Annotated in this window: 28 protein-coding genes; 19 read left to right on the forward strand and 9 right to left on the reverse strand. The window is 72.4% G+C overall.

All coding sequences use genetic code 11. The features are described 5' to 3' along the window. Window positions 1-12: 12 nt before the first annotated feature. The 4 genes from ACYU7L_RS11050 to ACYU7L_RS11065 all read left to right on the forward strand — a co-directional run bounded on the left by ACYU7L_RS11050 (window position 13) and on the right by ACYU7L_RS11065 (window position 2,077). Window positions 13-438 (forward strand): hypothetical protein, encoded by a 426-nt coding sequence (locus ACYU7L_RS11050; protein ID WP_460796247.1) that lies wholly within the window; start codon window positions 13-15, stop codon window positions 436-438. Window positions 439-455: 17 nt separating this feature from the next. Then, on the forward strand, window positions 456-1,274 hold the full coding sequence (locus ACYU7L_RS11055; protein WP_460796251.1) for a DUF2817 domain-containing protein: 819 nt from the start codon (window positions 456-458) through the stop codon (window positions 1,272-1,274). 64 nt (window positions 1,275-1,338) lie between these two features. Continuing rightward, window positions 1,339-1,557: a helix-turn-helix domain-containing protein gene (locus ACYU7L_RS11060; RefSeq protein ID WP_460796254.1), complete on the forward strand. Its 219-nt coding sequence runs from the start codon at window positions 1,339-1,341 to the stop codon at window positions 1,555-1,557. A gap of 16 nt (window positions 1,558-1,573) precedes the next feature. Beyond that, window positions 1,574-2,077, forward strand: a complete 504-nt coding sequence (locus tag ACYU7L_RS11065) for a Clp protease N-terminal domain-containing protein (RefSeq protein ID WP_460796257.1) — start codon at window positions 1,574-1,576, stop codon at window positions 2,075-2,077. Here the strand turns inward: ACYU7L_RS11065 and ACYU7L_RS11070 are convergent. Beyond that, window positions 2,064-2,876 carry an enoyl-CoA hydratase/isomerase family protein gene (locus ACYU7L_RS11070; protein ID WP_460796259.1) on the reverse strand — a complete coding sequence of 271 codons (813 nt, stop codon included), beginning with the start codon at window positions 2,874-2,876 and terminating at the stop codon, window positions 2,064-2,066. The two genes, ACYU7L_RS11065 and ACYU7L_RS11070, sit on opposite strands and share 14 nt — an antisense overlap. A gap of 219 nt (window positions 2,877-3,095) precedes the next feature. On the opposite strand from ACYU7L_RS11070, the gene ACYU7L_RS11075 reads away from it, so the two are divergent. From ACYU7L_RS11075 to ACYU7L_RS11085, 3 genes are read left to right on the forward strand one after another with little or no spacing between them, the layout of a single operon-like run. After that, complete coding sequence (locus tag ACYU7L_RS11075) at window positions 3,096-3,263, forward strand: DUF3117 domain-containing protein (protein WP_081795029.1); 168 nt, start codon at window positions 3,096-3,098, stop codon at window positions 3,261-3,263. A 4-nt stretch (window positions 3,264-3,267) separates the two neighbouring features. Then, window positions 3,268-4,842 carry a leucyl aminopeptidase family protein gene (locus ACYU7L_RS11080; RefSeq protein WP_460796263.1) on the forward strand — a complete coding sequence of 525 codons (1,575 nt, stop codon included), beginning with the start codon at window positions 3,268-3,270 and terminating at the stop codon, window positions 4,840-4,842. Further along, window positions 4,839-5,177, forward strand: coding sequence for a hypothetical protein (locus ACYU7L_RS11085; protein ID WP_460796266.1), 339 nt, complete (start codon window positions 4,839-4,841; stop codon window positions 5,175-5,177). Before ACYU7L_RS11080 ends, ACYU7L_RS11085 begins: the two co-directional genes overlap by 4 nt. A 138-nt stretch (window positions 5,178-5,315) precedes the next feature. Here ACYU7L_RS11085 and ACYU7L_RS11090 read toward each other — a convergent pair whose 3' ends face one another. Then, window positions 5,316-5,870, reverse strand: coding sequence for an O-methyltransferase (locus ACYU7L_RS11090; RefSeq protein WP_460796268.1), 555 nt, complete (start codon window positions 5,868-5,870; stop codon window positions 5,316-5,318). A gap of 353 nt (window positions 5,871-6,223) precedes the next feature. Here ACYU7L_RS11090 and sigE point away from each other — a divergent pair, with 353 nt between their 5' ends. Genes sigE through ACYU7L_RS11105 form a run of 3 tightly spaced genes read left to right on the forward strand, consistent with a single transcriptional unit; the run spans window position 6,224 to window position 9,022 of the window. Further along, window positions 6,224-6,835 carry an RNA polymerase sigma factor SigE gene (sigE, locus tag ACYU7L_RS11095; RefSeq protein ID WP_460796270.1) on the forward strand — a complete coding sequence of 204 codons (612 nt, stop codon included), beginning with the start codon at window positions 6,224-6,226 and terminating at the stop codon, window positions 6,833-6,835. Further along, complete coding sequence (locus ACYU7L_RS11100; RefSeq protein WP_460796273.1) at window positions 6,832-7,422, forward strand: zf-HC2 domain-containing protein; 591 nt, start codon at window positions 6,832-6,834, stop codon at window positions 7,420-7,422. The genes sigE and ACYU7L_RS11100 overlap by 4 nt, the downstream gene beginning before the upstream one ends. Before the next feature lies 1 nt (window position 7,423). Beyond that, entirely contained in the window at window positions 7,424-9,022 is a 1,599-nt protein-coding gene (locus ACYU7L_RS11105; protein WP_460796275.1) for a S1C family serine protease, read from the forward strand. Between the two features lie 19 nt (window positions 9,023-9,041). Here ACYU7L_RS11105 and ACYU7L_RS11110 read toward each other — a convergent pair whose 3' ends face one another. Next, on the reverse strand, window positions 9,042-9,284 hold the full coding sequence (locus ACYU7L_RS11110; protein ID WP_460796279.1) for a helix-turn-helix domain-containing protein: 243 nt from the start codon (window positions 9,282-9,284) through the stop codon (window positions 9,042-9,044). Between the two features lie 101 nt (window positions 9,285-9,385). On the opposite strand from ACYU7L_RS11110, the gene ACYU7L_RS11115 reads away from it, so the two are divergent. Both ACYU7L_RS11115 and ACYU7L_RS11120 read left to right on the forward strand, forming a co-directional pair. Continuing rightward, a complete protein-coding gene (locus ACYU7L_RS11115) occupies window positions 9,386-10,048 on the forward strand; it encodes a hypothetical protein (protein ID WP_460796282.1) in 663 nt (220 codons plus the stop codon). A 3-nt stretch (window positions 10,049-10,051) separates the two neighbouring features. Beyond that, window positions 10,052-11,413, forward strand: coding sequence for an AAA family ATPase (locus tag ACYU7L_RS11120; protein WP_460796285.1), 1,362 nt, complete (start codon window positions 10,052-10,054; stop codon window positions 11,411-11,413). On the opposite strand, the gene ACYU7L_RS11125 is transcribed toward ACYU7L_RS11120, so the two are convergent. Both ACYU7L_RS11125 and ACYU7L_RS11130 read right to left on the reverse strand, forming a co-directional pair. Next, on the reverse strand, window positions 11,376-12,737 hold the full coding sequence (locus ACYU7L_RS11125; protein WP_460796287.1) for a hypothetical protein: 1,362 nt from the start codon (window positions 12,735-12,737) through the stop codon (window positions 11,376-11,378). The genes ACYU7L_RS11120 and ACYU7L_RS11125 overlap by 38 nt on opposite strands. 1 nt (window position 12,738) lies before the next feature. After that, entirely contained in the window at window positions 12,739-13,179 is a 441-nt protein-coding gene (locus ACYU7L_RS11130) for a hypothetical protein (protein WP_460796289.1), read from the reverse strand. A 158-nt stretch (window positions 13,180-13,337) separates the two neighbouring features. Between ACYU7L_RS11130 and ACYU7L_RS11135 the strand changes: the two genes are divergently transcribed. The 4 genes from ACYU7L_RS11135 (at window position 13,338) to ACYU7L_RS11150 (ending at window position 17,305) form a co-directional block, all read left to right on the forward strand. Then, complete coding sequence (locus ACYU7L_RS11135; RefSeq protein ID WP_460796291.1) at window positions 13,338-14,822, forward strand: WS/DGAT/MGAT family O-acyltransferase; 1,485 nt, start codon at window positions 13,338-13,340, stop codon at window positions 14,820-14,822. After that, window positions 14,819-15,244 (forward strand): DUF6912 family protein, encoded by a 426-nt coding sequence (locus ACYU7L_RS11140; RefSeq protein ID WP_460796293.1) that lies wholly within the window; start codon window positions 14,819-14,821, stop codon window positions 15,242-15,244. The genes ACYU7L_RS11135 and ACYU7L_RS11140 overlap by 4 nt, the downstream gene beginning before the upstream one ends. Window positions 15,245-15,313: 69 nt before the next feature. Beyond that, complete coding sequence (pruA, locus tag ACYU7L_RS11145) at window positions 15,314-16,942, forward strand: L-glutamate gamma-semialdehyde dehydrogenase (protein WP_460796295.1); 1,629 nt, start codon at window positions 15,314-15,316, stop codon at window positions 16,940-16,942. 138 nt (window positions 16,943-17,080) lie between these two features. Next, window positions 17,081-17,305, forward strand: coding sequence for a hypothetical protein (locus tag ACYU7L_RS11150; protein WP_460796297.1), 225 nt, complete (start codon window positions 17,081-17,083; stop codon window positions 17,303-17,305). On the opposite strand, the gene ACYU7L_RS11155 is transcribed toward ACYU7L_RS11150, so the two are convergent. The 3 genes from ACYU7L_RS11155 to ACYU7L_RS11165 all read right to left on the reverse strand — a co-directional run bounded on the left by ACYU7L_RS11155 (window position 17,284) and on the right by ACYU7L_RS11165 (window position 19,410). Continuing rightward, entirely contained in the window at window positions 17,284-18,357 is a 1,074-nt protein-coding gene (locus ACYU7L_RS11155) for an alkene reductase (protein ID WP_460796299.1), read from the reverse strand. The genes ACYU7L_RS11150 and ACYU7L_RS11155 overlap by 22 nt on opposite strands. 88 nt (window positions 18,358-18,445) lie before the next feature. Further along, complete coding sequence (locus ACYU7L_RS11160) at window positions 18,446-18,928, reverse strand: DUF2505 domain-containing protein (RefSeq protein ID WP_460796301.1); 483 nt, start codon at window positions 18,926-18,928, stop codon at window positions 18,446-18,448. Beyond that, window positions 18,928-19,410, reverse strand: a complete 483-nt coding sequence (locus ACYU7L_RS11165) for a DUF2505 domain-containing protein (RefSeq protein ID WP_460796303.1) — start codon at window positions 19,408-19,410, stop codon at window positions 18,928-18,930. The genes ACYU7L_RS11160 and ACYU7L_RS11165 overlap by 1 nt, the downstream gene beginning before the upstream one ends. A gap of 51 nt (window positions 19,411-19,461) precedes the next feature. Between ACYU7L_RS11165 and ACYU7L_RS11170 the strand changes: the two genes are divergently transcribed. From ACYU7L_RS11170 to ACYU7L_RS11180, 3 genes are all read left to right on the forward strand, one after another. Continuing rightward, a complete protein-coding gene (locus tag ACYU7L_RS11170) occupies window positions 19,462-20,337 on the forward strand; it encodes a tryptophan 2,3-dioxygenase family protein (RefSeq protein WP_460796306.1) in 876 nt (291 codons plus the stop codon). Between the two features lie 123 nt (window positions 20,338-20,460). Next, window positions 20,461-21,156: a hypothetical protein gene (locus ACYU7L_RS11175; protein ID WP_460796308.1), complete on the forward strand. Its 696-nt coding sequence runs from the start codon at window positions 20,461-20,463 to the stop codon at window positions 21,154-21,156. Next, window positions 21,149-21,706: an RNA polymerase sigma factor gene (locus ACYU7L_RS11180; protein ID WP_460796311.1), complete on the forward strand. Its 558-nt coding sequence runs from the start codon at window positions 21,149-21,151 to the stop codon at window positions 21,704-21,706. Before ACYU7L_RS11175 ends, ACYU7L_RS11180 begins: the two co-directional genes overlap by 8 nt. 89 nt (window positions 21,707-21,795) lie before the next feature. Here ACYU7L_RS11180 and ACYU7L_RS11185 read toward each other — a convergent pair whose 3' ends face one another. Next, window positions 21,796-22,191 carry a hypothetical protein gene (locus ACYU7L_RS11185; protein ID WP_460796314.1) on the reverse strand — a complete coding sequence of 132 codons (396 nt, stop codon included), beginning with the start codon at window positions 22,189-22,191 and terminating at the stop codon, window positions 21,796-21,798. Window positions 22,192-22,213 lie beyond the last annotated feature (22 nt).

The raw sequence follows: 22,213 nt of genomic DNA on the forward strand, positions 1-22,213 counted from the left end.
CACACTGCCCGGGTGTCCACGCAGGTGATCGTCTACATCCTGACCGCGCTCGGCGCGGTCGTCGTCGTGCTCACGCGCGTCCGGCTCCGCTCCGAGGGAGGCGGCGCCGGGCAGTTCCGGGTCGGGGGAGGCCTGCTCAACCTCCACACCATCGCCGGCACGCTGGCTCTCGTGACCTGGGTGACCTTCCTCGTCGCCCCGGAGGACTCGGCCCTGGGCGGTGCGGGCTTCGGTGTGCTCTCGCTGGGCTTCTGGTGGATCGTGGCCCTGGCCGGCCTCGCGATCCTGCTGCGCTGGGCGCCCACCAAGGGCAAGCACGCCACCAGCACCCGCGAGGACTCGTGGAGCGAAGGCCCCGCCCTGTCGATCCTGGCCCACGTCGGCATGCTCGTCGGCACCTGCGTGTTCACCGGCGCCTATCTGGTCGCCGCAGTCTGACTGGAAGGTCGCCTCGGATGTCCCACCGCTCACTGACCGGGCTCGCCGCCGCTGTCGCCCTGGCCGCCTCGCTGGCCGCCGTGCCCCCGGCCGTCTCCGCACCCACCACGTCAGCGCCCACCACGTCAGCGCCCACCACGTCGTACGGCGTGAGCGCGGCGCGGCAGTCGGCGGCCGCGCCGCGCCCCGCCGTACTCGAGAACCGGGTGATCGGCCGCTCGGTGCGCGGACGTCCGATCCGAGCCTTCCGGCTGGGGGAGCCCGGCAAGAAGAAGGTCGTGCTGATCTCGACGATGCACGGCAACGAGCGTCAGACCAAGCAGATCCTCGAGGTCCTGCGCGACGGTCCGGCGCTGCGCGGCGTCGACATGTGGGTGATCCCCAACTACAACCCCGACGGCTTCGCGCGCGGCACCCGCAAGAACGCCCGCGGCGTCGACCTGAACCGCAACTTCCCGCACCGCTGGGCCGACCTCGACGGCAGCTATGAGTCGGGCCGGCGCCCGGCCTCGGAGCCCGAGACCCGTGCGGTGATGGGCTTCTTGTCCAAGATCAGGCCGCAGCGGATCCTGAGCTTCCACCAGCCGCTGTACGGCGTGGACACCGACACCAAGAACCAGCGGTTCGCGCGCCGTGTCGCCCGCGAGCTGCGGCTGCCGCGCAAGACGTTCTCCTGTGGCGGCGTGTGCCACGGGACGATGACGATGTGGTTCAACCACAAGTTCGCCGGCGCCGCGCTCACGGTGGAGTACGCCACCTCGCCGAGCCGGCGCTCGATGCGTGTCGAGGCCCCGCGCCAGGTGCTGCGGATCTTCGAGGCGCGCCGGGCCCGCTGATCCTGGGCAGCCTGTTATCAACCTGGGTTGACGAAGGGTCGATCGTCAACGTAAGTTGATGGCCATGGATCCGGCATCCCTCCCGAAGCCCGAGGACCCCGAGGCCGCGCTGGCCGCGGTGGTGGCTCTGCGTCGACTGGCGGGTCAGCTGGAGTCTGCTGCGGTGGTCGAGGCGATCGCCCAGGGCTGGACCTGGGCCCAGGTGGGGGAGGCGCTCGGCGTCAGTCCCCAGGCGGCCCACAAGAGGTTCGCACCCGAGGTCCGCGCGCGGCGCGGCACGTGATCCGGAGGATCTGCAGATGGGACTCATGAACGCCGTGCGGGACATGCGCACGATCAAGCAGCTGTTGACCACGGCGGAGGCCGAGGCTCGGAGCGGGGGCGAGGAGCTCCCTGGGCCCGAGCACCTGCTGCTGGCAGCGACGGCGCTCCCCGACGGCAGCGCCACGCGCGCCCTCGAGCAGGTCGGCGTGACGCCGCACCAGCTGCGCGAGGCCGTCGTGGAGGTGCACCGCAGCGCGCTGGCCGCGGTCGGGATCGACGTCGATGTGGAGACCGAGCCGGCCTTCCAGAGCCCGGCCACCGGCGCGATGCGGTCGACTCCGCAGGGCCAGCGGGTCTTCCACGAAGCCGTGGCCCTGTCGAAGTCGACGAGGCCGTCGGTGCTGACCGGCGCGCATGTCGTCGTGGCGGTGTGCACGCTCGAGCGGGGCACGGCCGTCCGGGCGCTCGCCAGGCTCGGCGTCGACCCGGATCGGCTGCGCGCCGCCGCCTGTGCGGAGGCGGGGCTCAGCGCCCTGTGAAGTCCGGCTTCTGCTTGGCGATGAACGCCGTCACGGCCGCCTCGTGGTCCGCGGTGGCGCCCGTGCGCTGCATCATCCGGCTCTCGAAGGCCAGCGAGTCCTCGAAGCCGTGGCCAGCGGCGTACGCCACCGACTGACGGATCGAGGCCAGCGCGACCGTCGGGCCGGATGCGAGCCGGACGGCCAGCTCGCGGACGACTCGCTCCAGCTCCGCGGCCGGTACGACGCGGCTGGCGAGGCCGATCTCCAGAGCCTCGTCGGCGGGCACCGTGCGCGGGAAGTAGAGCAGGTCGAGCGCCTTGGCCGGGCCGACCAGGCGCTGCAGGGTCCAGCTGGCGCCGGTGTCGCAGGAGAGCGCGACGCCCGCGAACGCCAGGTTGAAGCCCGCGCTGTCCGCCACGACGCGGATGTCGCAGGCCATCGCCAGGCTCGCGCCGGCGCCGGCGGCCACGCCGTTCACGGCTGCGAGGACCGGCTTGTCCATCGTCGCCAGCGCGGTGACGATCGGGTTGTAGTGCTCGTCCACCGTGCGGAAAAGCTGCTCGCTGGAGTCGCTGTGCAGGATCTCGATGTGCTCCTTGAGGTCCTGGCCGACGCAGAAGGCGCGCCCGGTGCCGGTCAGGACCACGCAGCGCACGGCCGGGTCGGTGGCGACCTGGGTGACGACCTCGCGCAGCGCGACCTTGGTGGCGACGTCGAGACTGTTCATCGCGGAGGCTCGGTTGAGCGTGATCGTCGCGACGCCCTCGGAGACGTCGAGGAGGACGGGTGCGGACTCGGCAGACTGGGTGTCGGACATGGCGCGACCCTATCGCCGTGGGACGCCCGTGGGAGCGGCGTACCGTCTCCGTACCAACCCCGTGCCACGCCGGTGCAGAGACCGTTGCCCGACCTGTGGTCGGCGTCACCTCGTCGATGGGGGATAATGGTCTGCGCGCGCGGCGCCCCTGGGTCCTCCAAGGCCCGATTCGCCGGTGCGCACGTACTCACAACACGTACTCACAGAAGAGGTGCACGGATGGCGGCAATGAAGCCCAGGACGGGTGACGGTCCGCTGGAGGTCACCAAGGAGGGCCGCGGGATCGTGATGCGCGTGCCTCTCGAGGGTGGTGGCCGCCTGGTGGTGGAGCTCAACGCCGAGGAGGCCGGCGCGCTCGGCAACGCCCTCAAGGACGTCGTCGGCTGACCTCGTGACTGCCTCTCCCTCCCTCCCCAGCCAGGTCTCGCCGCCGGAGTTCGCGCTCAGCGCCGCCGCCGCCCACGCCATCCTCGGTGTGGAGGTGGTGGCGCTTCCGGTCGTGCCGGCGGGTGTCGACTCCGGGGACGACTCCACCGGCGCCGTGCTCCTCGGCCCCGGTGCCGACGAGCTCTCCGAGGCGCTGGGCGTCGACCTGCTCGAGCTCCTGGAGCAGCAGGAGGCCACCGGCCGCACGGGGGAGATCACGTCGTTCCCGGTGCTGACGCGCGGCACTCTCGACAACGAGCAGCTCACCACCGTGCTGCTGGTGGGGGTGGGGGAGCAGGAGCTGGTCGACTTCCGCCGCGCGGGCGCCGCGCTGGCCCGCGCGACCAAGGACCGCTCCAGCCTGGCCACGACGCTCCCGGCGATCGCGCCGGCCGGTGGGCTCGAGGCGTTCGTCGTGGGCGCGATGCTGGGCTCGTTCGTCTTCCACTGGCGCTCCGAGGGGCCGGAGCACCACCCGGTCGGCCGGATCGTGCTGGCCGGACTGCCCGACGCCGACGGTGACGAGCGGTCCCTCGAGCTCGACCGTGCCCTCGCTGTCGGGGGCGCCTCGTGGCGCGCCCGGGTCCTGGCGACCGTGCCGTCGAACCTGAAGAACCCCGCCTGGCTCGCCGACCAGGCCCGCCTCGCCGCGGACGAGGCCGGCCTCGAGATCACCGTGCTCGACGAGGTCGAGCTGGCCGCGGAGGGCTTCGGCGGCATCGTCGCGGTCGGCCAGGCCTCCGCCACGCCGCCCCGGCTGATCCGTCTGGACTACACGCCGCCCGGCGCCGATCGTCGTACGCCGCGGATCGTGCTGGTCGGCAAGGGCATCACGTTCGACACCGGCGGCCTGTCGATCAAGCCCGGCGAGGGCATGGTCAACATGAAGCGCGACATGACCGGCGGCGCCGTCGTCATCTCGGTGATGGCCGCGCTCGCCGACGTCCGTTGCCCGGTCCGGGTCACCGGGCTGGTCGCCGCCGCCGAGAACGCCGTCAGCGGCAACGCCCTGCGCCCCGGCGACGTGATCCGCCACTACGGCGGCCGCACCAGCGAGGTCACCAACACCGACGCCGAGGGGCGTCTGGTGATGGCGGACGCGCTGGCCTTCGCCGCCGCCGAGCTCAAGCCTGCGGCGCTGGTCGACATCGCCACGCTGACCGGCGCGATGAAGGTCGCGCTGGGCCTGCGCACCGGCGGCTTCTTCGCCAACGACGAGGCCCTGGCCGCGTCGATCCGCGAGGCCGGCGAGGTCTCCGGCGAGACGCTGTGGCGGATGCCGCTGGTCGCCGACTACGAGGAGAAGCTCGCCTCCAAGATCGCCGACGCCGACAACGCCGCCGGGGGAGCGGGCGCCATCACCGCGGCCCTGTTCCTGCAGCACTTCACCGGCGACGTGCCGTGGGCCCACCTCGACGTCGCCTCGGTCGGCGACGCGCCGGCCGACCTGCACGAGTGGACGGCGGGGCCGACCGGCTTCGGCGCCCGCGCCCTGCTCGCCTGGCTCGGGCGGCCCGATCCCCTGGAAGGACTCTCGTGAAGGGTCTCACCGTCCGCTGGTCGCTCGCCGACGCTCCCGCAGGAGTCGAGGACGAGCTCGCGTCGTACGTCGCGGAGACCTCGCACGCGAAGTTCACCGGCATGAGCGGACTGCGCTTCAAGACCTGGCGGATGCGCCGCGGCGAGTGGTTCGAGGGCTGCTACGTCTTCGCCACCGACGAGGCCCGCGCCGAGTTCCAGGCCGGCTTCACCCCCGGCGCCGCCGACGCACCGGGCTCCAAGATCATCGGCAGTGCCCCCATCCTCATCGAGGAGTGCGACATCGTCGCCGTCGCCGAGGGCTGGGAGGGCTTCGAGCCCACCCCCCGCGCCTGACCCCGCGCAAACGCGCACCCAAAAGGGGCCGAGTCGGCGCAAGTGCACGCTCAAGAGATGCTGAGTCGGCACAAGTGCACACAGAACCGTGTGCGTTAGCGCCGACTCGCGTCGTACGGCGTGTGCGTCAGCGCCGACTCAGGCGCCGGACTCGGGGGACCAGACCTTCTTCGCGGCCAGCAGGCCGTCGCCGACGGGGAGCAGGACGGACAGCAGACCGTCGTGCTCGGCGATGCGGTGGCCCAGCGAGCGGATGGCGACGGTCTCGGGGTCGCGCTGGGAGGGGTCGGCGACGCGGTCGTGCCACAGGGCGTTGTCGAAGACCACGATCCCGCCGGGACGCAGCAGGCGCAGCGCCTCGTCGAGGTAGGCGTCGTACTCCTGCTTCTCGCCGTCGCAGAACACCAGGTCGTAGTGACCGTCGGTCAAGCGCGGGAGCACCTCGAGGGCGGAGCCGGAGATCGTGCGCGCCCGCTGGGCCGGGATGCCGGCGTCGGCGAAGCTCTGCTTGGCGAGGCGCTGGTGCTCGGCCTCGATGTCGACGGTGGTCAGCACACCGTCCGGGCGCATGCCGCGCAGCAGCCAGAGGCCGGAGACACCGGTGCCGGTGCCGATCTCGACGACCGCCCGGGCCTCCAGGAGAGCCGCCAGGAAGCGCAGCGCGGCGCCGGCACCGGGGCTGATCGGGACCACGCCCACCTCGTCGGCGCGGCTGCGGGCGCCGGCCAGGACGTCGTCCTCAGCGACGAACGCCTCGGAGTAGGACCAACTCGAGGGCTTGATCGGGGTGGTGATGATGACCTCCTGGGGCGCGAATGCCTGCGTGAGCCGGGCAGACGACCGACTCGGGCGACTCTATCGCGACCCGGGCACCCGGCGGCCGGAACTAAAACGGCCGGTCGGATCGTTGACGAGACGGAAGAACTGGTGGAACCCGTGGTCCGTTCACAGGAACCTCTCAGTCGCGGTTCCTACGGTGAGGAGGCACAGGCTTGTTCACGAAGAGCACGCCCAAGGGTCAACGCAGGAACCAACAGGAGGACACGGTGGACGCCGCCGACACCAGCGACCAGACGGGCAACCAGTCCGGACTGAGCTGGGACGAGATCGTTGAGCAGCACTCGAGCCGGGTCTACCGGCTCGCCTACCGCCTGACCGGCAACCGCCCCGACGCGGAGGACCTCACCCAGGAGGTCTTCGTGCGCGTCTTCCGCTCGCTGTCGACGTACTCGCCGGGCACCTTCGAGGGCTGGCTGCACCGGATCACCACCAACCTCTTCCTCGACCAGGCCCGCCGCAAGCAGCGGATCCGCTTCGACGCCCTCTCCGACGAGCGCGCCGGCCGACTGGCCAGCAGCGCCCCGGAGCCCGACATCGCTGTCGCCGACCGCACCTTCGACGACGACATCGAGCAGGCGCTCGCCACGCTCCCACCGGACTTCCGCGCCGCCGTCGTGCTCTGTGACGTCGAGGGGCTGAGCTATGAGGAGATCGCCGACATCATGGGCGCCAAGCTCGGCACCGTGCGTTCGCGCATCCACCGTGGCCGGGCCATGCTGCGTACGGCGCTCGCCCACCGGGCGCCCGCCGAGGGCCGCATCCGCTACGCCGGTCCGATGCTTCCCGACACCGACCGTGCGGGAGGGATGAGCCGATGATGCAGCACCTCGGACACCTCGGACACCTCGGACACCTCGGTCACCTGGGCGACCGGGTCAGCGCCCTGCTCGACGGGCAGCTGCCGCCGGAGGAGGAGGAGCGCGCCTGGGCGCACGTCCACCGCTGCCACCCCTGCCGCGACCTCGTGGAGCGCGAGGGCTGGGTGAAGACCCGGCTCGCCGGCCTCGACCTCTCGCACGCCGACCCCTGCCCCGATCGGCTCAAGGGCTCCCTGCTGGACGCCTCCGCGCTGCGGGCCTCGGCGCTGCGCGCCGCCGCTTCCCAGCCCCCGATGCCGGTCGGGGGCCACCTGGCCTGGGCCGACCGGCCGCGCCACCGTGCCGGGCTCGCCGTCCTCGGCACGGGGGCGCTGGGCGCCGCCATGGTGGGCGTGCTGGCGCTGGGTGCGGTCTCCGGTGGCTCCACCGGCCTGGAGCGCCGCACGCCCCCCGCCGAGATCGCCCCGGGACGTCAGGTCGCGCCCACCCCCACGACGCCCACCGCCCGACCGTTGGCGAGCACCACGACCACGCCGCGCGTGTCACGCACCGGTCCCGCGCTGGTCCGCCAGCAGATGATGGAGTGAGATGGACCCCGTGAACCCGCAGGACGAGCCCCGCCAGCAGCCCGACGACGCCTCCGCGGACGGCGCCTCTCCAGAGGACGGCCGTGCCCTGGACGCAGGTGACGTGGACACAGGCGTGGACGCGGGTGACGTGAAGTCGGGCGGCGAGCACCCCGACGTCGAGCAGACTCTCCCGCTCCAGGGTCAGTGGGCCCCCCCGAGCGTCGGCGCGCCCCGGGTCCAACAGCCGTGGGGGACCGCGCCCCTTCCCCAGCAGCCGGCCCAGCAGCCGGCCTTCCAGCAGTCGCAGCAGGGCCCGCCCTCCTACGGCGGCTCGTTCGGTGGCCCGCCGCCCTACGGCCAGTCCTTCGGGGGCCAGCCCATGGGCGGCCAGTCGATGGGCGGGCAGTCGATGGGCGGGCAGTCGATGGGTGGCCAGCGCCCCTACCCGATGCCCCCGCAGCCGCCCGGCAACCAGTACTCCATGGCGCCACGGCCGATGGGTCCTCCGGCCCAGAAGGGCCGCGTGCCCGGCTGGCTCTGGCCGGCCGTCGCCGCCCTCGCCCTCGTCGTGGGGCTGGCGGGCGGTGCCCTCGGTGGCGCCCTGGTGCAGGACTCCGACGGCGACGGGACCGGTCTCGTCAGCGGCGGGCTCGACAGCGTCGACACGCGCACCGATCCGCCGCTGGAGGCCGAGAACGGCTCGGTCGCCGCGGTGGCCCAGGAGCTGCTGCCCAGCACCGTCCAGATCCTCGCGGAGTACGGCGGGGAGGACGCGGGCGCGACCGGCTCCGGCTTCGTGCTCGACCAGCAGGGCCACATCGTCACCAACAACCACGTCGTCGCCGACGCGGCCCAGGACGACGGCAAGATCGAGCTGATCGACCACAACGGCAAGCGGTACGACGCCACGGTGGTCGGTCGCAGCCCCGTCTACGACCTCGCGGTCCTCCTGACCGAGGAGCCCGACGGTCTCGTCCCGGCCGCCCTCGGCGCCTCGGAGACGCTGCTCGTCGGGGAGAGCGTGGTCGCGATCGGCTCCCCGCTGGGCCTGAGCTCCACCGTCACGTCGGGGATCGTCAGCGCCCTGAACCGCCCGGTGACCACCGGCGACAGCGAGAACGAGTCGTCGTACATCAACGCCGTGCAGACCGATGCCGCGATCAACCCCGGCAACTCCGGCGGCCCGCTGGTCAACCTGCGCGGCCAGGTCGTAGGGGTGAACTCCGCGATCGCCACCACCGGCGGCGGCTTCGGCGGCGAGTCCGGCAACATCGGCGTGGGCTTCGCGATCCCGATCGAGCAGGTGCGCATCACCGCGGACCAGATCCTCAAGACCGGCGAGGCCCGCTATCCGGTGATCGGGGCCGAGGTGCGCATCGGCGGCTCCGAGGGCACCGGCGCCGAGATCAAGAAGGTCAACGAGGGGACGCCCGCCGACAAGGGCGGCCTGCGCGAGGGCGACCTGGTCACCGAGGTCGACGGCGATCGCGTCACCGACGGGATCTCGCTGATCGTCGCGATCCGCACCCACCAGCCCGGTGAGACGGTCGCGTTCACCATCGAGCGCGGTGGGGACGAGGAGACCGTCGACATCAAGCTGGGGTCGGAGATCGGCTAGGTTTCGAGACGCTCGCTCCTCAACCCTCCGGGCGGGTCTCGGCCTCCACGAACGGGTGCTGGTCGACGAAGTCGCGGGTCTCGGCGTACATCCGCTCGATGTACTGCTCGAGCACCGCGGACTCGACGCGCCACTGGCCCCGTCCGCCGATCTTGATCGCGGGCAGGTCGCCGCGGCGCACGAGGGCGTAGACCTGGGCGCTGGAGGTGTTGAGGATCTCGGCCACGTCGGCGAGCGTGAGGAAACGGGGGGTTGCGGCCATGGGACAACTCTGCCATCCCGCCGGGCGGGGGCAGTGCGGGTGGTGCGCGTCCTGTGGACAACCAGATGACCGCCGGGGCCCGGTGACGCCATGATGAGCGCGTGAGTCAGAACGCCGAGACCTACGACGCGCCCGCGGCGACCCGCGCCACCGCCCCGGGCTGGCGGGACCCGCGGATGTGGATCGGGGTCGCCATCGTGGCGGTCTCGGTGGTGGTGGGAGCGCGCGTGGTGGGCGGCGCCGACGCGACGATCGCCGTGTGGGCGGCCGCTGAAGAGATGGGAGCCGGGGACACGGTGCTCGCCGCCGACCTGGTCCAGCGTCGGGTGCACTTCGACTCCGACGAGGACGCCGCGCGCTATCTCGCGGCCGACCAGCCGCTCCCCGAGGCGACCCAGCTGACCCGCAGCGTGGGGGCGGGCGAGCTGCTGCCGGTCTCGGCCCTGGGCTCGCAGGAGGACAGCGGCTCGGTGGAGGTGCCGCTCGCGGTGGCGCTGGTGCCGCCCTCGGTGCGGGCGGGCTCCGTGGTCAACGTCTGGGTGACCCCTCCGCCCGGGTCGGTGGACACGAAGGGTGCGGGCCAGGACGCCCAGCTCGTCCTGGAGGAGGTCGTGGTGATCGAGGCACCGCGCGCGTCCGACGACTTCGGTGCCACCGGCGATCGTCAGCTGGTCGTGGCGGTGCCACCTGAGCAGTCCGAGGAGCTCGCCGTCGCGCTGGGCGCCGCGGCGGCCGGGACCGTCACCGTGACGCGGCAGGGCTGAGCCGTGATCTGCGTGCTGGTGGTCGCCTCGGGGGCGACCTGGGAGTCCGCCGCGCTCGGCGTGCTGCAGGAGCGCCCCGGCGTCGTCGTGCTCAAGCGCTGCGTCGACGTCGACGATCTGCTGGCGTCGGCGGCCGCGGGACAAGCCGACGTCGCGGTCGTGGCACTCGATGCGCCCGGCCTCGACGTCGCGGCGGTGGACCACCTGCGCCGCCACCGGGTGCGAGCCGTCGGCGTCGTGCCCGCCACGCTCGAGCCGGACACGGCCAGGCTGCGAGCGGGCCGGATCGGGATCCACATGCTGGTGCCCGCCACGTCGCTCGATCAACTGGCCGACACCGTCTCCGCCCTGGGAGCGGACCTCGGCTGGGGGCCCGGGCCCAGCAGTGGGCCCAGCGGTGGGCCCAGCGGTGGACCCAGCGGTGGACCCAGCATCGAGCTGCCGCCCACCGTCGAGCGTCCGGCCGGAGCCGAGAGCGACGAGCCGCCCGAGCCGCCCACCGAGGGACGGGTCATCGTCGTGTGGGGCCCGCAGGGGGCGCCCGGACGGAGCCTGCTGGCGACGTCCGTCGCCGCGGAGCTGGCCCGGCGCTCGGTGCCCACGACGCTGGTCGATGCCGACCCGCTGGGCGCGTCGGTGGCCCAGCAGCTCGGCATCCTCGACGAGGTGTCCGGCCTCCTCGCCGCCGCGCGGCTGGCCGGCAGCGGCGAGCTCGCCGACCGGTTCGGCACGGTGCAGCGTGCCCTCGGCCCGCACCTGCGCGTGATCACCGGTCTGCCGCGCCCCGACCGCTGGGTCGAGGTGCGCTCGGGCACCGTCGAGCACCTCCTGGAGCTGGGGCGCGCGGTGGGACACGTCGTGGTCGACACCGGGTCGAGCCTCGAGGACGACGCCTCGGCGGACCTGGGCAGCCGGCCGGCCCGCAACCAGATGACGCTGGCCGCCGTCCAGGCCGCTGACGAGCTCGTGGTGGTCGGCAACGCGGACCCGGTGGGACTGTCCCGGCTGGCCCGCGGCCTGGTGGAGCTGCGCGAGATCACGGCAGGAGCCCCGGTGCGGGTGGTGGTCAACCGGATGCGGCCCACGCTCGGTTGGGCCGAGCGCGAGATCGCCGCGATGGTGGAGGGGTTCACCCGCCTGCGCGGCCTGCACGTCCTGCCCGACGACCGGGCGGCCGCCGACCGCGCGCTGGTCGCGGGGCGCAGCGTGGTCGAGTCCGGCGACTCCGCACTCACCAAGGGCCTGGTGGCGCTCACCGATGCGCTGGCGCCGCACACCGTCGGTGCCCACCCCCGGCGACGTCAGCCGGGGGCGCGACCGGCGGTGCTCAAGCGGCGAACAGCAGGTACAGCCCGCCCGCGGTGAAGCCCACCATCGCCACCAGCATCGGCAGCTGACCGATCAGCTGGTGCTGCTTGGGCAGCAGCTTCACGGCGCGGTCGTGGCTCGCGATGACACCGAGCACGTGGCCGATGACGATGGCGACCACCTTGGTGTTCGCCAGGAACGTCGGGTGATAGGTCAGCCAGGTGTTGGGGGTGAGGTCTGCGGTCCCCAGCAGGTTGCTGCCGTTGCTGAACGGGTCGCTCATCTGGATCAGCGTCTGCTGCCCGTAGCCCACCAGCATGCTCAGGTAGTGGGCGATGATGTAGCCGACGATGATCGGCACGATCGCGTGCGCGAGCAGGTCGGGCAGCGCGCCGCGTCGTACGTCGGGACCGACGCCGGTGGCCATGCTGGCGATCACCAGGATCAGGCTCACCCCGACGCAGAACCCGATCAGGGCCAGGTTGTTGAGCAGCTCGGTGGAGGCGTCGGTGCCCTGGGTGTAGCTCACCCAGCGCGGGGACTCGCTGAAGGAGTCGTAGGCGGTGCTGCCGAAGAGCACCCCGACGACGGCGACCAGCCCGGGGCGGACCTCGACGGTGTCCAGGTTGGCCAGCGGGCTGCGCAGGACCAGCTCGCGGTCCTCGCCCACGGGGCGCCAGCCGAAGACCGACAGCTTGCCGACGAGCGTGGAGTAGACCTCGAACGGGTCGGCGCTCTCATAGAAGCGGTTGCCGAACAGCGACCCGCCGATCAGCATCACCGCGACGTAGAGCGCGCACCACAGCCGGGTCGGGCCCACCTCGGCGGAGTAGGGGTAGACCAGCTCCAGCCAGACGAACGCGAACAGGCCGAACGCCGCCGGCCAGTAGCCCAGGCGCTCGGGGTAGGTGAAGATCCCCCGGTCGGGGTCGCTGCCGCTGACCCGGGCGATCAGGGCGTTGATCGTGCGGACCGGGCTGATCGCCTTCCAGAACGGGCCGAACAGCAGCGACAGCGGGACCAGGCCGACCCAGACGAAGACGTAGAAGATGCCCAGGAAGGGGTTGGTGGCGAGGTCCTGGCCGAAGATCGCGGCCGTGGCGGCGTAGAGGAAGAAGGCCAGCCCGAAGACCTGCAGGGCGGCGGCGAACCATCGCGACGCCACGAGGTCCTCGAGCCAGGCGGGAGCCGGTCGGCCCCCGCTCTCACCGGTGTAGCGGGGGGTGCGCCACGCCACCGCGAGCACCGTGAACGAGACCACCAGGGCGGCGACGGCCCCGACGATCGCCAGCTCGGGCGAGATCGGGAGGTCCTTGGCGCCGCCGATCCCGTGCGCCGAGATGTTGCCCGAGGAGAGGCTGGTCGACCAGAGGCTGTTCACGTCAGCTGACTTCGAGCTGCACCACGGTCAGCGCGGGATCGTGCAGCTCCACCTCGACCACGCCGGGCGTGTCGACGGTGATCTCGTGCTCGGACGTCCCGGCCTCGAAGGCGATCTCCTGCTCGGGCGTCGAGTGCACGTGCATCTCGCCGGCCACGTCGGAGCTGATCGCGAAGACCACCGGCTCGCCCAGGGCCGCCTCGACGCGGTCGCCGCTGGGGGAGACCTCGCCGTCGGCGATCGTGACCTCGATGACGGTGCCCTCCGGTGCGTCGGCCGAGGGGGAGCCGGTCGAGGGCGCAGACTCCGAGGAGGGGGCGGACGGGCTGGACGAGCTCGTCGTGGGCTCGTCGGCCTCCTCCGAGTCGTCCCCACACCCGCCGGTCACCAGCACCAACAGGGCGGCGACGGCCGCGGCCGACACCTTTCCAACACGAGCCACCACAGTCTCCTTCGTGTGTTCACGATCACGTCCGGGGCGCCGCTTCGCTCACGGCTCTGCCAGAATGCCATGTCCATGCATCGCCGGACGAAGCGGCCGCACGCCCCACCGGGCGTGGAGCAGCCGACGGCGGGTCCCGACGCGACGAAAGGCAGCCGATGACCGAGCGACTCCGGCCACGCGACTTGGCGTTCCTCGCCGGTGAGTCGCCGACCGCGCCCCTGCACAACGCGACCCTCGAGATCTTCCAGCCGGGGCGCTCGGGCTTCGACTACGGCCAAGCGGTGGACCTGCTCCGTGACCGGATCGCGTTCGTCCCCCGCTACCGCCAGCGGATCCAGCCGGTCCCCGGTCGGCTCGCGAACCCCACCTGGGTGGACGACCCGTCCTTCGACCTCGGCTACCACGTGCGGCGCTCCGCGCTGCCGCGCCCGGGGACCATGGACCAGCTGCTCGAGCTGGCCGCCCGCATCGTCTCGCGACCGCTGGACCGCAACCGACCGCTCTGGGAGGTCTACTTCATCGAGGGGCTCGAGCACGGCCGCGTAGCGGTGCTGGCCAAGTCCCACCAGCTGCTGGTCGACGGCGTCGAGACCGTGGACCTGGGCCAGGTGATGCTCGACGTCAGCCCCGACGTCCCCGTCGTGGAGCACGACGGCTGGGCGCCGCAGGGGCGCCCGAGCCCGGCCAACCTCGTCGTGGCCGCGCTGCGCGAGTCCGTGGCCGACCCCTCATTGGTCGCCAGCACCGTCATCGGCAACACCGGCGCGGCGCTGCGCGCGGTCGGATCCGTCGTGCACGGAGTCGGGGCCGTGGCAGGAGCGCTCACCAACCGTCGCCCCGTCCACGACTCGCCGATCCACGCCGAGCTGTCCCAGCAGCGGCGCATCGTCACGGTGCGGACCCGCCTCGAGGACTACCGCAAGGTGCGCCGGACGCACGGCGGCACGGTCAACGACGTCATCCTCGCCACCGTGACCGGCGGCCTGCGGGCGTGGCTGATGACCCGTGACGACACGCTGCGCCATCCTCGGCAGCTGCGCGCGATGGTGCCGATGTCGGTCATCGACGACGAGCTCGAGGCGACGTCGCTGGGGACCCAGATCGCCGGTCACCTGGTGGACCTCCCGATCGGCGAGCCGAGCCCGGTCGTGCGGCTGCACCAGGTCTCCTACTCCTTCAAGGCGCACGGCGAGACCGGGCGAGCGGTGGGCGCGCAGCGCCTCGCGGGCATCGCCGGCTTCGCACCCACGACGTTCCACGCGCTCGGCTCACGGGTGGCGGCCACTGAGCGTCGCGCCTTCGACCTCGCCATCACCAACGTGCCCGGCCCGCAGTTCCCGCTCTATGCGGCCGGGGCGCAGATGCTCGAGACCTACCCCGTGCACCCGCTGCTGCCCGGACATGCCCTGGCGATCGGCGTCACGTCGTACGACGGGTGCGTCTACTACGGCATCACCGCCGACAGGGACGCCCTGCCCGACGTCGATGTGCTGGGTCAGTGCGTCGCGGAGGCCCTCGACGAGCTCGTCGACAGCGCCAGTGAGAGCCGCCCGCGCGCCCCGCGGGGCCGGGGGAACGCCCGCGGTGCGAGCAGCCCGAGCAGGAAGACCACGAAGAAGACGAAGAAGGCGACGACATGAGCGTGCGGGTCTACGTCCCCACCACGGCCCCCGGGCTCGCGCGGCTGGCCGAGCAGGGCCGGCTGGACGGTCCGCTGCGCGCCCACGCCGTGACGTCCGCGCTGCGGGCGGAGTGGAGCGACGGCGACGACGAGGGCTGGGAGTACGCCGCGTTGATGGCCGCCGCGGCCGACTCCGCCGCGCTCCGCTCCGTCGACGAGCGCCCGCGCCGCTACGTGGTCGCCGCGGACGTGCCGGAGGCGTGCGTCGTACCCGCGACCGGAGAGGGGGACGACGTCACACTCGTCGACGTCTCCGCCGACGTGCCGTGGAAGAACGTCGCGGCCGCCCACGTCGACACCGAGGACTGGGCGGGCGACGCACCCGATCCCGACGAGGACCTGGCGTGGTTCGCGACGCAGGAGATCCAGCACCTGCTGTGAGGCTGCCGTCCGTCTGCCGGGGTCTGATGGCCCGTTGAGCGGGCTGGACCCGTCTGACACGATCGGCGGATGGACGCCATCTCGTTCCCCCCGACTCCCATCAACGAGCCGAACCTCACCTACGCCCCCGGCAGCCCCGAGCGAGAGACCCTCGTCGAGGAGCTCGACCGTCTGGAGGCCAGCCAGCGCGACCTGCCCGCCTACATCGGCGGTGCGTGGCACTCGGGCGGCGGCGCGGAGATCCAGGTCGTGCAGCCGCACGACCACGCCCACGTGTTGGGCGTGACCCGCGACTCGACGCAGGCCGACGCCCAGGCGGCGATCGACGCGGCGGCCGCGGCAGCGCCGGGCTGGCGCGAGATGGCCTACGAGGACCGCGCGGCCGTGCTGCTGCGCGCGGCGGACCTGCTGGCCGGGCCCTGGCGCCAGCGGATCAACGCCGCGACGATGCTCGGGCAGTCGAAGACCGCCTTCCAGGCCGAGATCGACGCGGCGTGCGAGCTGATCGACTTCTGGCGCTTCAACGTCCACTACGCCGGCGAGATCATGGCCGAGCAGCCGATCGCCAACGCGCCCGGCGTGTGGAACCGCACCGACCACCGCCCCCTCGAGGGCTTCGTCTATGCCATCACGCCGTTCAACTTCACCGCGATCGCCGGCAACCTGCCGACCGCGCCCGCCCTGATGGGCAACACCGTGATCTGGAAGCCCTCGCCGACCCAGCAGCTGGCCGCCAGCCTGACCATGGAGCTGCTCGAGGAGGCCGGGATGCCGCCCGGCGTCATCAACATGCTGCCCGGGCACGGTCGCGACGTCTCCGAGGTCGCGCTCGCGCACCCGGACCTCGCGGGGATCCACTTCACCGGCTCCACCCCGACCTTCCAGCACCTGTGGGGCGAGGTCGGCGCCAACATCGCCGGCTATCGCTCCTACCCGCGGATCGTGGGGGAGACCGGCGGCAAGGACTTCATCCTGGCCCACCCCTCGGCCGACCCCGACGTGCTGCGCACGGCGATGGTGCGCGGCTCGTTCGAATACCAGGGCCAGAAGTGCTCGGCCGCCTCGCGGGCCTATGTCCCACGCTCGCTGTGGCGTCGGATCGGCGACGACCTGATCGCCGAGGTCGAGGGCATCGCGATGGGCGATGTCACCGACCTGTCCAACTTCATGGGCGCGGTCATCGACGACCGCGCCTTCGCCAAGCACCGCGAGGCGATCGCCCGGGTGGACGGTGTGGCGCACCTCGACCTGGCGGCCGGCGGGCAGACCGACGACTCCGTGGGCTGGTTCGTCCGCCCGACGGTGGTCGTCTCGACCGACCCGACCGACGAGATGTTCTCGACGGAGTACTTCGGCCCGATCCTCGTCGTCCACGTCTACGAGGACGACGACTTCGAGACCGTCGCCCGCCAGCTCGAGTCGATCGCGCCGTACGCCCTCACCGGGGCGATCCTCGCCCGCGACCGTCGTGCCGTGGCCTGGGCCGCCGAGGAGCTGCGCTTCGCGGCCGGCAACTTCTACATCAACGACAAGCCCACCGGGGCCGTCGTCGGCCAGCAGCCGTTCGGTGGAGCCCGCGCGTCCGGCACCAACGACAAGGCGGGTGCCCCCGCCAACCTGCTGCGCTGGACGTCGCCGCGCTCCATCAAGGAGACGTTCGTGGCGCCGACGGACTACCGCTACCCGCACATGGGGTGAGGGGGGTTGGGCTCTGCATGATTCCCCGGTCGACCGGGGAAGACTGATGTTGTCGGCCGATACTTCGCCCGACAAGTGCAGCGATCCCCGGTCGATCGGGGAAACCGACACGAGCCACAGGGTCTACCATCGAAGGCGATGAACGCCGACCTGCTGCCGCTGCACATGGGCTCCCTGCACGCCTACGAGCAGGTGCTCGTGGTGCTGCTGGCGTTCGGGCCGTTCGTGGCGCTGGGCGTGGTGGCGGTGTTCCTGCGTCGGCGTGACGCCCGGGAGGCGGAGGCGGCGAGCCAGGAGCCCACCGTCCCGCCTGCTCAGCCCTCGGGGCCGGCCCCGCCTGCTCAGCCCTCGAGGAACGGGTAGTCGGTGTAGCCCTCGGCTCCGCCGGTGTAGTAGGTGCGCGAGTCGGGCTTGTTGAGCTCGGTGCCCAGCGCCCAGCGGCGCGGCAGGTCGGGGTTGGCCAGGAAGGGCCGGCCGACGGCGACGGCGTCGGCGAGGTCCTCGTCGAGGAACGCCTGCGCCACGTCGTGCGTGGTGATCGTGCCGAAGCCGTCGTTGACCACGGTGAAGCCGTCGAAGCGCTTGCGCAGGTGCTGGACGAGCTCGGCTCGCGGGTCGGCGAGGATGCTCAGGTAGGCCAGACCGAGCGGCGCGATGGCCTCGACCAGCGTGGTGTACGTCGCCTCGAGGTCGGCGGGGTCCTCCTCTGTCGCGCCCTGGACGTTGTGGGCGGGGGAGATCCGGATGCCCACCCGCTCGGGGCCGATCGCCGCGGCGAGGGACTGGGCCACTTCGATGGTGAGCCGGGCCCGGTTGGCCGGGGACTCGCCGTACTCGTCGGAGCGGCGGTTGGCGCTCGGGGCCAGGAACTGGTGCAGGAGGTAGCCGTTGGCGGCGTGGATCTCGACCCCGTCGAGGCCGGCCTCGACGGCGTTGCGTCCGGCCTGCACGAACTCCTCGACGATGCCCGGCAGCTCCTCGGTCGTCAGCGCGCGCGGGATCGGGTAGGGCTGCATGCCGGTGCCGGTGAAGATCTGGCCCGGCGCCGCGATCGCGCTGGGGCCGACGGTCTCGGCGCCGTGCTTGTTGTCGGGGTGGCCGATCCGGCCGGCGTGCATCAGCTGCATCACGATGCGCCCGCCGCGGGCGTGCACGGCGTCGCCGACCTGTCGCCAGCCCGCGATCTGCTGGGGGGTGTGGATGCCGGGGGTCCCGGCGTAGCCCTGGCCCACGGCGCTGGGCTGGGTGCCCTCGGTGATGATGAAGGCGGCCGAGGCGCGCTGGGCGTAGTACTCCACCGCCAGCTCGGTCGGGACCTCGCCCTCGCCCGCGCGGTTGCGCGTCAGCGGCGCCATCACCAAGCGGTGGGGCAACTCACCGAGGGGGCTGGCAGCGGGGGTGAAGAGGTCGGTCAACGAGATCAGCTCCTGGAGCGTGGGGGGATGGCCGTGCCCCTGTCCCAACCGGGATCCGGGCACGGCCATTCCCACGCGAGCTGTGACCTCAGCCGGCCAGGTAGTCCCGGCCGACCCGCTCCTCGGCCTTCAGCGCCTTGAGCAGCAGGTCGCTGATCAGGCCCTCGATCTTGCCGCCGACGAGCGGGATGTGGACCTTGACCTCGAGGTCGACGGTCTCGGTGGTGCGCCCGTCGGTCTCCACGAGCCGGATCGATCCGGTGATGTCGCCGGGCTTGTGGGGGATCGCCAGGTGGATGTCGGCGTGGCTCAGCGACGTCCAGGTCTCCTGCTGCACGATGTGGATCTCGTCGCCGACGAACTTCCTCGCGAAGCCCGGGATCGGGTCGGCGGACTGGTGCTCGTCGATCGAGACGACCTTGCGCTCGCCGTCGTGGGTGACGCTCACCTGGTGGCGCAGCACGTGGCGGGCCTCGCACACCCGCTCCCGGAAGGCGGCGTCGCCCAGCATCGCGGACACCTGCGCCAGCGGCGCGTCGTAGACGAGGTCGTAGGTGAGGCGCTTGGACATCAGCGCTCCTCCCTCAGCCAGGCGGTGCCGACCTCGTGCTCGACGTCCATGCCCTTGCGCACCTTCTCCGCGAGCAGCTTCTCGAGCTTGCCGCCGACGAGCGGCACCTTGACGCGTACGTCGAGCTCCACGACCTCGCGGGTCCCGTCGCCGTCGGCCTCGAGCCGGATCGTGCCGATCATCTCCGACGGCTTGCCGGGCGCGTCGATGCGCAGGGTGCCGCCACTCGCGTCCGCCCACTCCTCGATCTGGACGGCGCGCGTGGAGTCGCCGGCGAAGACTCGGGCGAACGACGGCAGGTCGTCGGTGCGCTGCAGCTGGTCGACGGTCAGCGAGAACCCGTCTCCGGAGGGCTCGAGGGCGACCTCGGCCGAGTGGACGTCCTGGGCCGCCGCGGAGGCCTCCCGGAACGCCGGGTCGGCGAGCATCGCGAAGACGGCGGCGGGGGGAGCGGCATAGGACAGCTCGTGTCGGAACCTCATGGGGGACATGATGACCTAACCCGGGGACGGGACCCGGGTTACGGTCGGCTCATGGTCGCTGACGAGCAGACATCCGCCCAGCAGGACAGCCAGCAGGACAGCCAGCCGCGGGAGGGCTTCGTCTCGTTCGGTGAGCAGGGTGCCCAGCTCACCTACGGCAGCTACCTGCGCCTGCCGCAGCTGCTGGACTGCCAGCACCTCGAGTCCGACCCGCCGGCCCACGACGAGCTGCTGTTCATCACCATCCACCAGGTCTACGAGCTGTGGTTCGCCCAGCTCCTCCACGAGCTGGGCGCGGCGCGGGACGCGATGTTCGCGTCCGCAGACGAGGCGGGCAGGGGCAGCGCCCGCCGGCTCTGGTGGGCCCAGCACCTGCTCACCCGGGTGCACGTCATCGAGCGGACCCTGGTGCAGCAGGTCGACGTGCTGGAGACGATGACCCCGCAGGACTTCCTGGAGTTCCGCCAGCGGCTGGCCCCGGCGAGTGGCTTCCAGTCGGTCCAGTTCCGCGAGCTGGAGTTCCTCTCCGGGGCCGGTGACCGCGCCTACCTCGACCGCTTCCGCGGCATCACCGCGGACGAGCAGGCCCGCCTGGAGCGCCGGCTGTCCGAGCCCACGCTGTGGGACGCGTTCGTCGACGTGCTGGTCGGTCACGGCCTCGCGGCCGATGACGACGCCGCCGTGCTGGCCTCGCTGCACACGGTGGCCCACGACCGCTCGTCGTACGCCGAGGTGTGGGGGCTGGCGGAGGCGCTGCTGCAGCACGACGAGCTGGCCGCGAGCTGGCGGGCGCGGCACGTCGTGATGGTGGAGCGGATGATCGGCGCACGCTCGGGGACGGGCGGCTCCAGCGGCGCGGGCTATCTGCGCTCGCGACTCGACCTGCGCTACTACCCGTTGCTGTGGGAGGCGCGCTCAGGGCTGTGACCGGCCGACGCCTCGCTAGGATGTGTCGAGCGTCACGAGGCGTCGAGTAACACCGGGACGCCTGCGTGACAGGTAGGTGTCGACAGCGCCTGTGCGCCGACGAACTTCCGAATGGTGATCTGGATGAAGCCTCCTGGCGACCGGCTGCGGCTCGACGTGGCCAAGATCGATCCTCCGGAGCACCTCGTGCACCAGCTCGCGGAGCTGGCGCGGCGGAGCACTCCCACGCCCGCGCCAAGCCGTCGCCCCATCGCGGTGGTCGCCGCGACCGCGAGTGCCGTGCTGCTCTCGGTGGGGGGCGCCTGGGCCACGGGCACCGTCAGCCTCCCGGGCCTGCCGCAGCCGAACCAGCAGACGCCCACGGCGCCGGGATCGTCGGGCCCTGAGTCCGCCACGACGTCGGTGCCGGAGTCCGAGTCGGTGCCGGCCGGCACCGGACCGTCTCCCCAGGGCAGCAACCAGGGCGACCAGAGCCACGGGCCGAGCCAGGGCCGGAGCCAGGGCACGGCCACCGGGGACGGATCGCCCGAGCGCAGCAACAACAGCAGGCCCGGCGCCCCGGGACAGACACGCACCGATCAGCCGGAGCGCACGCGGCCGGTGGAACCCACGCCTCCGACCAAGCCAGCCAAGCCGATCAAGCCGATCAAGCCCAGCAAGCCGACCAAGCCCGCCAAGCCGACCAAGCCCGCCAAGCCGATCAAGCCGATCAAGCCCTCGCAGACGAACGAGCCGGTCCAGCCGGTCGAGCCGAGGACGGCTCAGCCGCCGGCACGCGGCAAGACGGTGGAGCCCGGACTGCACGATGCGGATGGCTGACGACGACGTCGTCACCCGCGCGAAGGCAGGAGATCCGGAGGCTTGGCGCGAGCTCCACAGGACGCATGCGGGGAGACTGATCGCCTGGCTGGCCACCCGCTCCAGCGGGGACAGCATGGTGGGGCCCGAGGACGTCGCCGCCGAGGCCTGGCTGGTGGCGGCCGCGAAGATCGCGGACTTCGACGGCACCTCGGAGCAGTTCGCGGGCTGGCTGTTCGGCATCGCGCGCAAGGTGGGCGGGTCGATCCGGCGGCGCTCGGAGCGGCGCCGTACCTATCCGGGCGAGGTCGAGGACCAGATGCCGTCGACGCCCGACCCGACCGTGGCCCTCGACGGGCAGGACTGGGTGCGGCACGCGATCGCGTCGCTGCCGCCCCGGGAGCGCGACGTCGTCGGGCTGGTCGACGGTCTGGGCTTCGACAACCAAGCGGCAGCCGCAGTGCTGGGGATCAGTCCCGTCGCGGTGCGGGTCGCCCGGCACCGCGGGCTGCGCCGGCTCCGCAACCGGCTGCCGGAGTCCGTCCGCCCCACGGTGGGAGTTCAGGACTAGACAGACAGCGACCGTCGCCTCCCACTCAGGGATGGGGAGAGGCGACGGCCGCTCGACCGGTGAGTCAGGTCAGCCAGTCAGTCCAGGGGTCAGTCCTCGGTGGGGGTCTCACCGGCGCCGGCCTCGCACGTGGCGAGGCGCTGCTCGGCCTTGGCGAGCCGCTGCTGCTGAGCACGCTTGGTCGACTTGGCGTCCGACTTCGCGGCCCGGGCCTTGGCGAGGGCGCGCTTGGCCTCGGAGCGCTCGCGGGCGGTGTCGGCGCGCGAGGTCTTGGCCTTGGCCTTGGTCACCTTGACCTTCTGGCGCTCGAAGACGGCCGTCAGCCGCTCGAGGGCGGCCGTCGCGCGGTCGACCTGCTGCTCCTGCTGGGCGCACGGCGCTGCCGGCGGCTCCTCGGCGGCGGTGGCGGTCGAGACCGTGGCGAGCGAGCCGACGGTCATCGTGAGGCCGGCGACGACACCGGCGGTGCGAGTGGTCAGGTGCAAGATGATGCTCCTTGTCGTGAGG

The sequence above is a fragment of the Nocardioides pacificus genome (assembly GCF_054775955.1).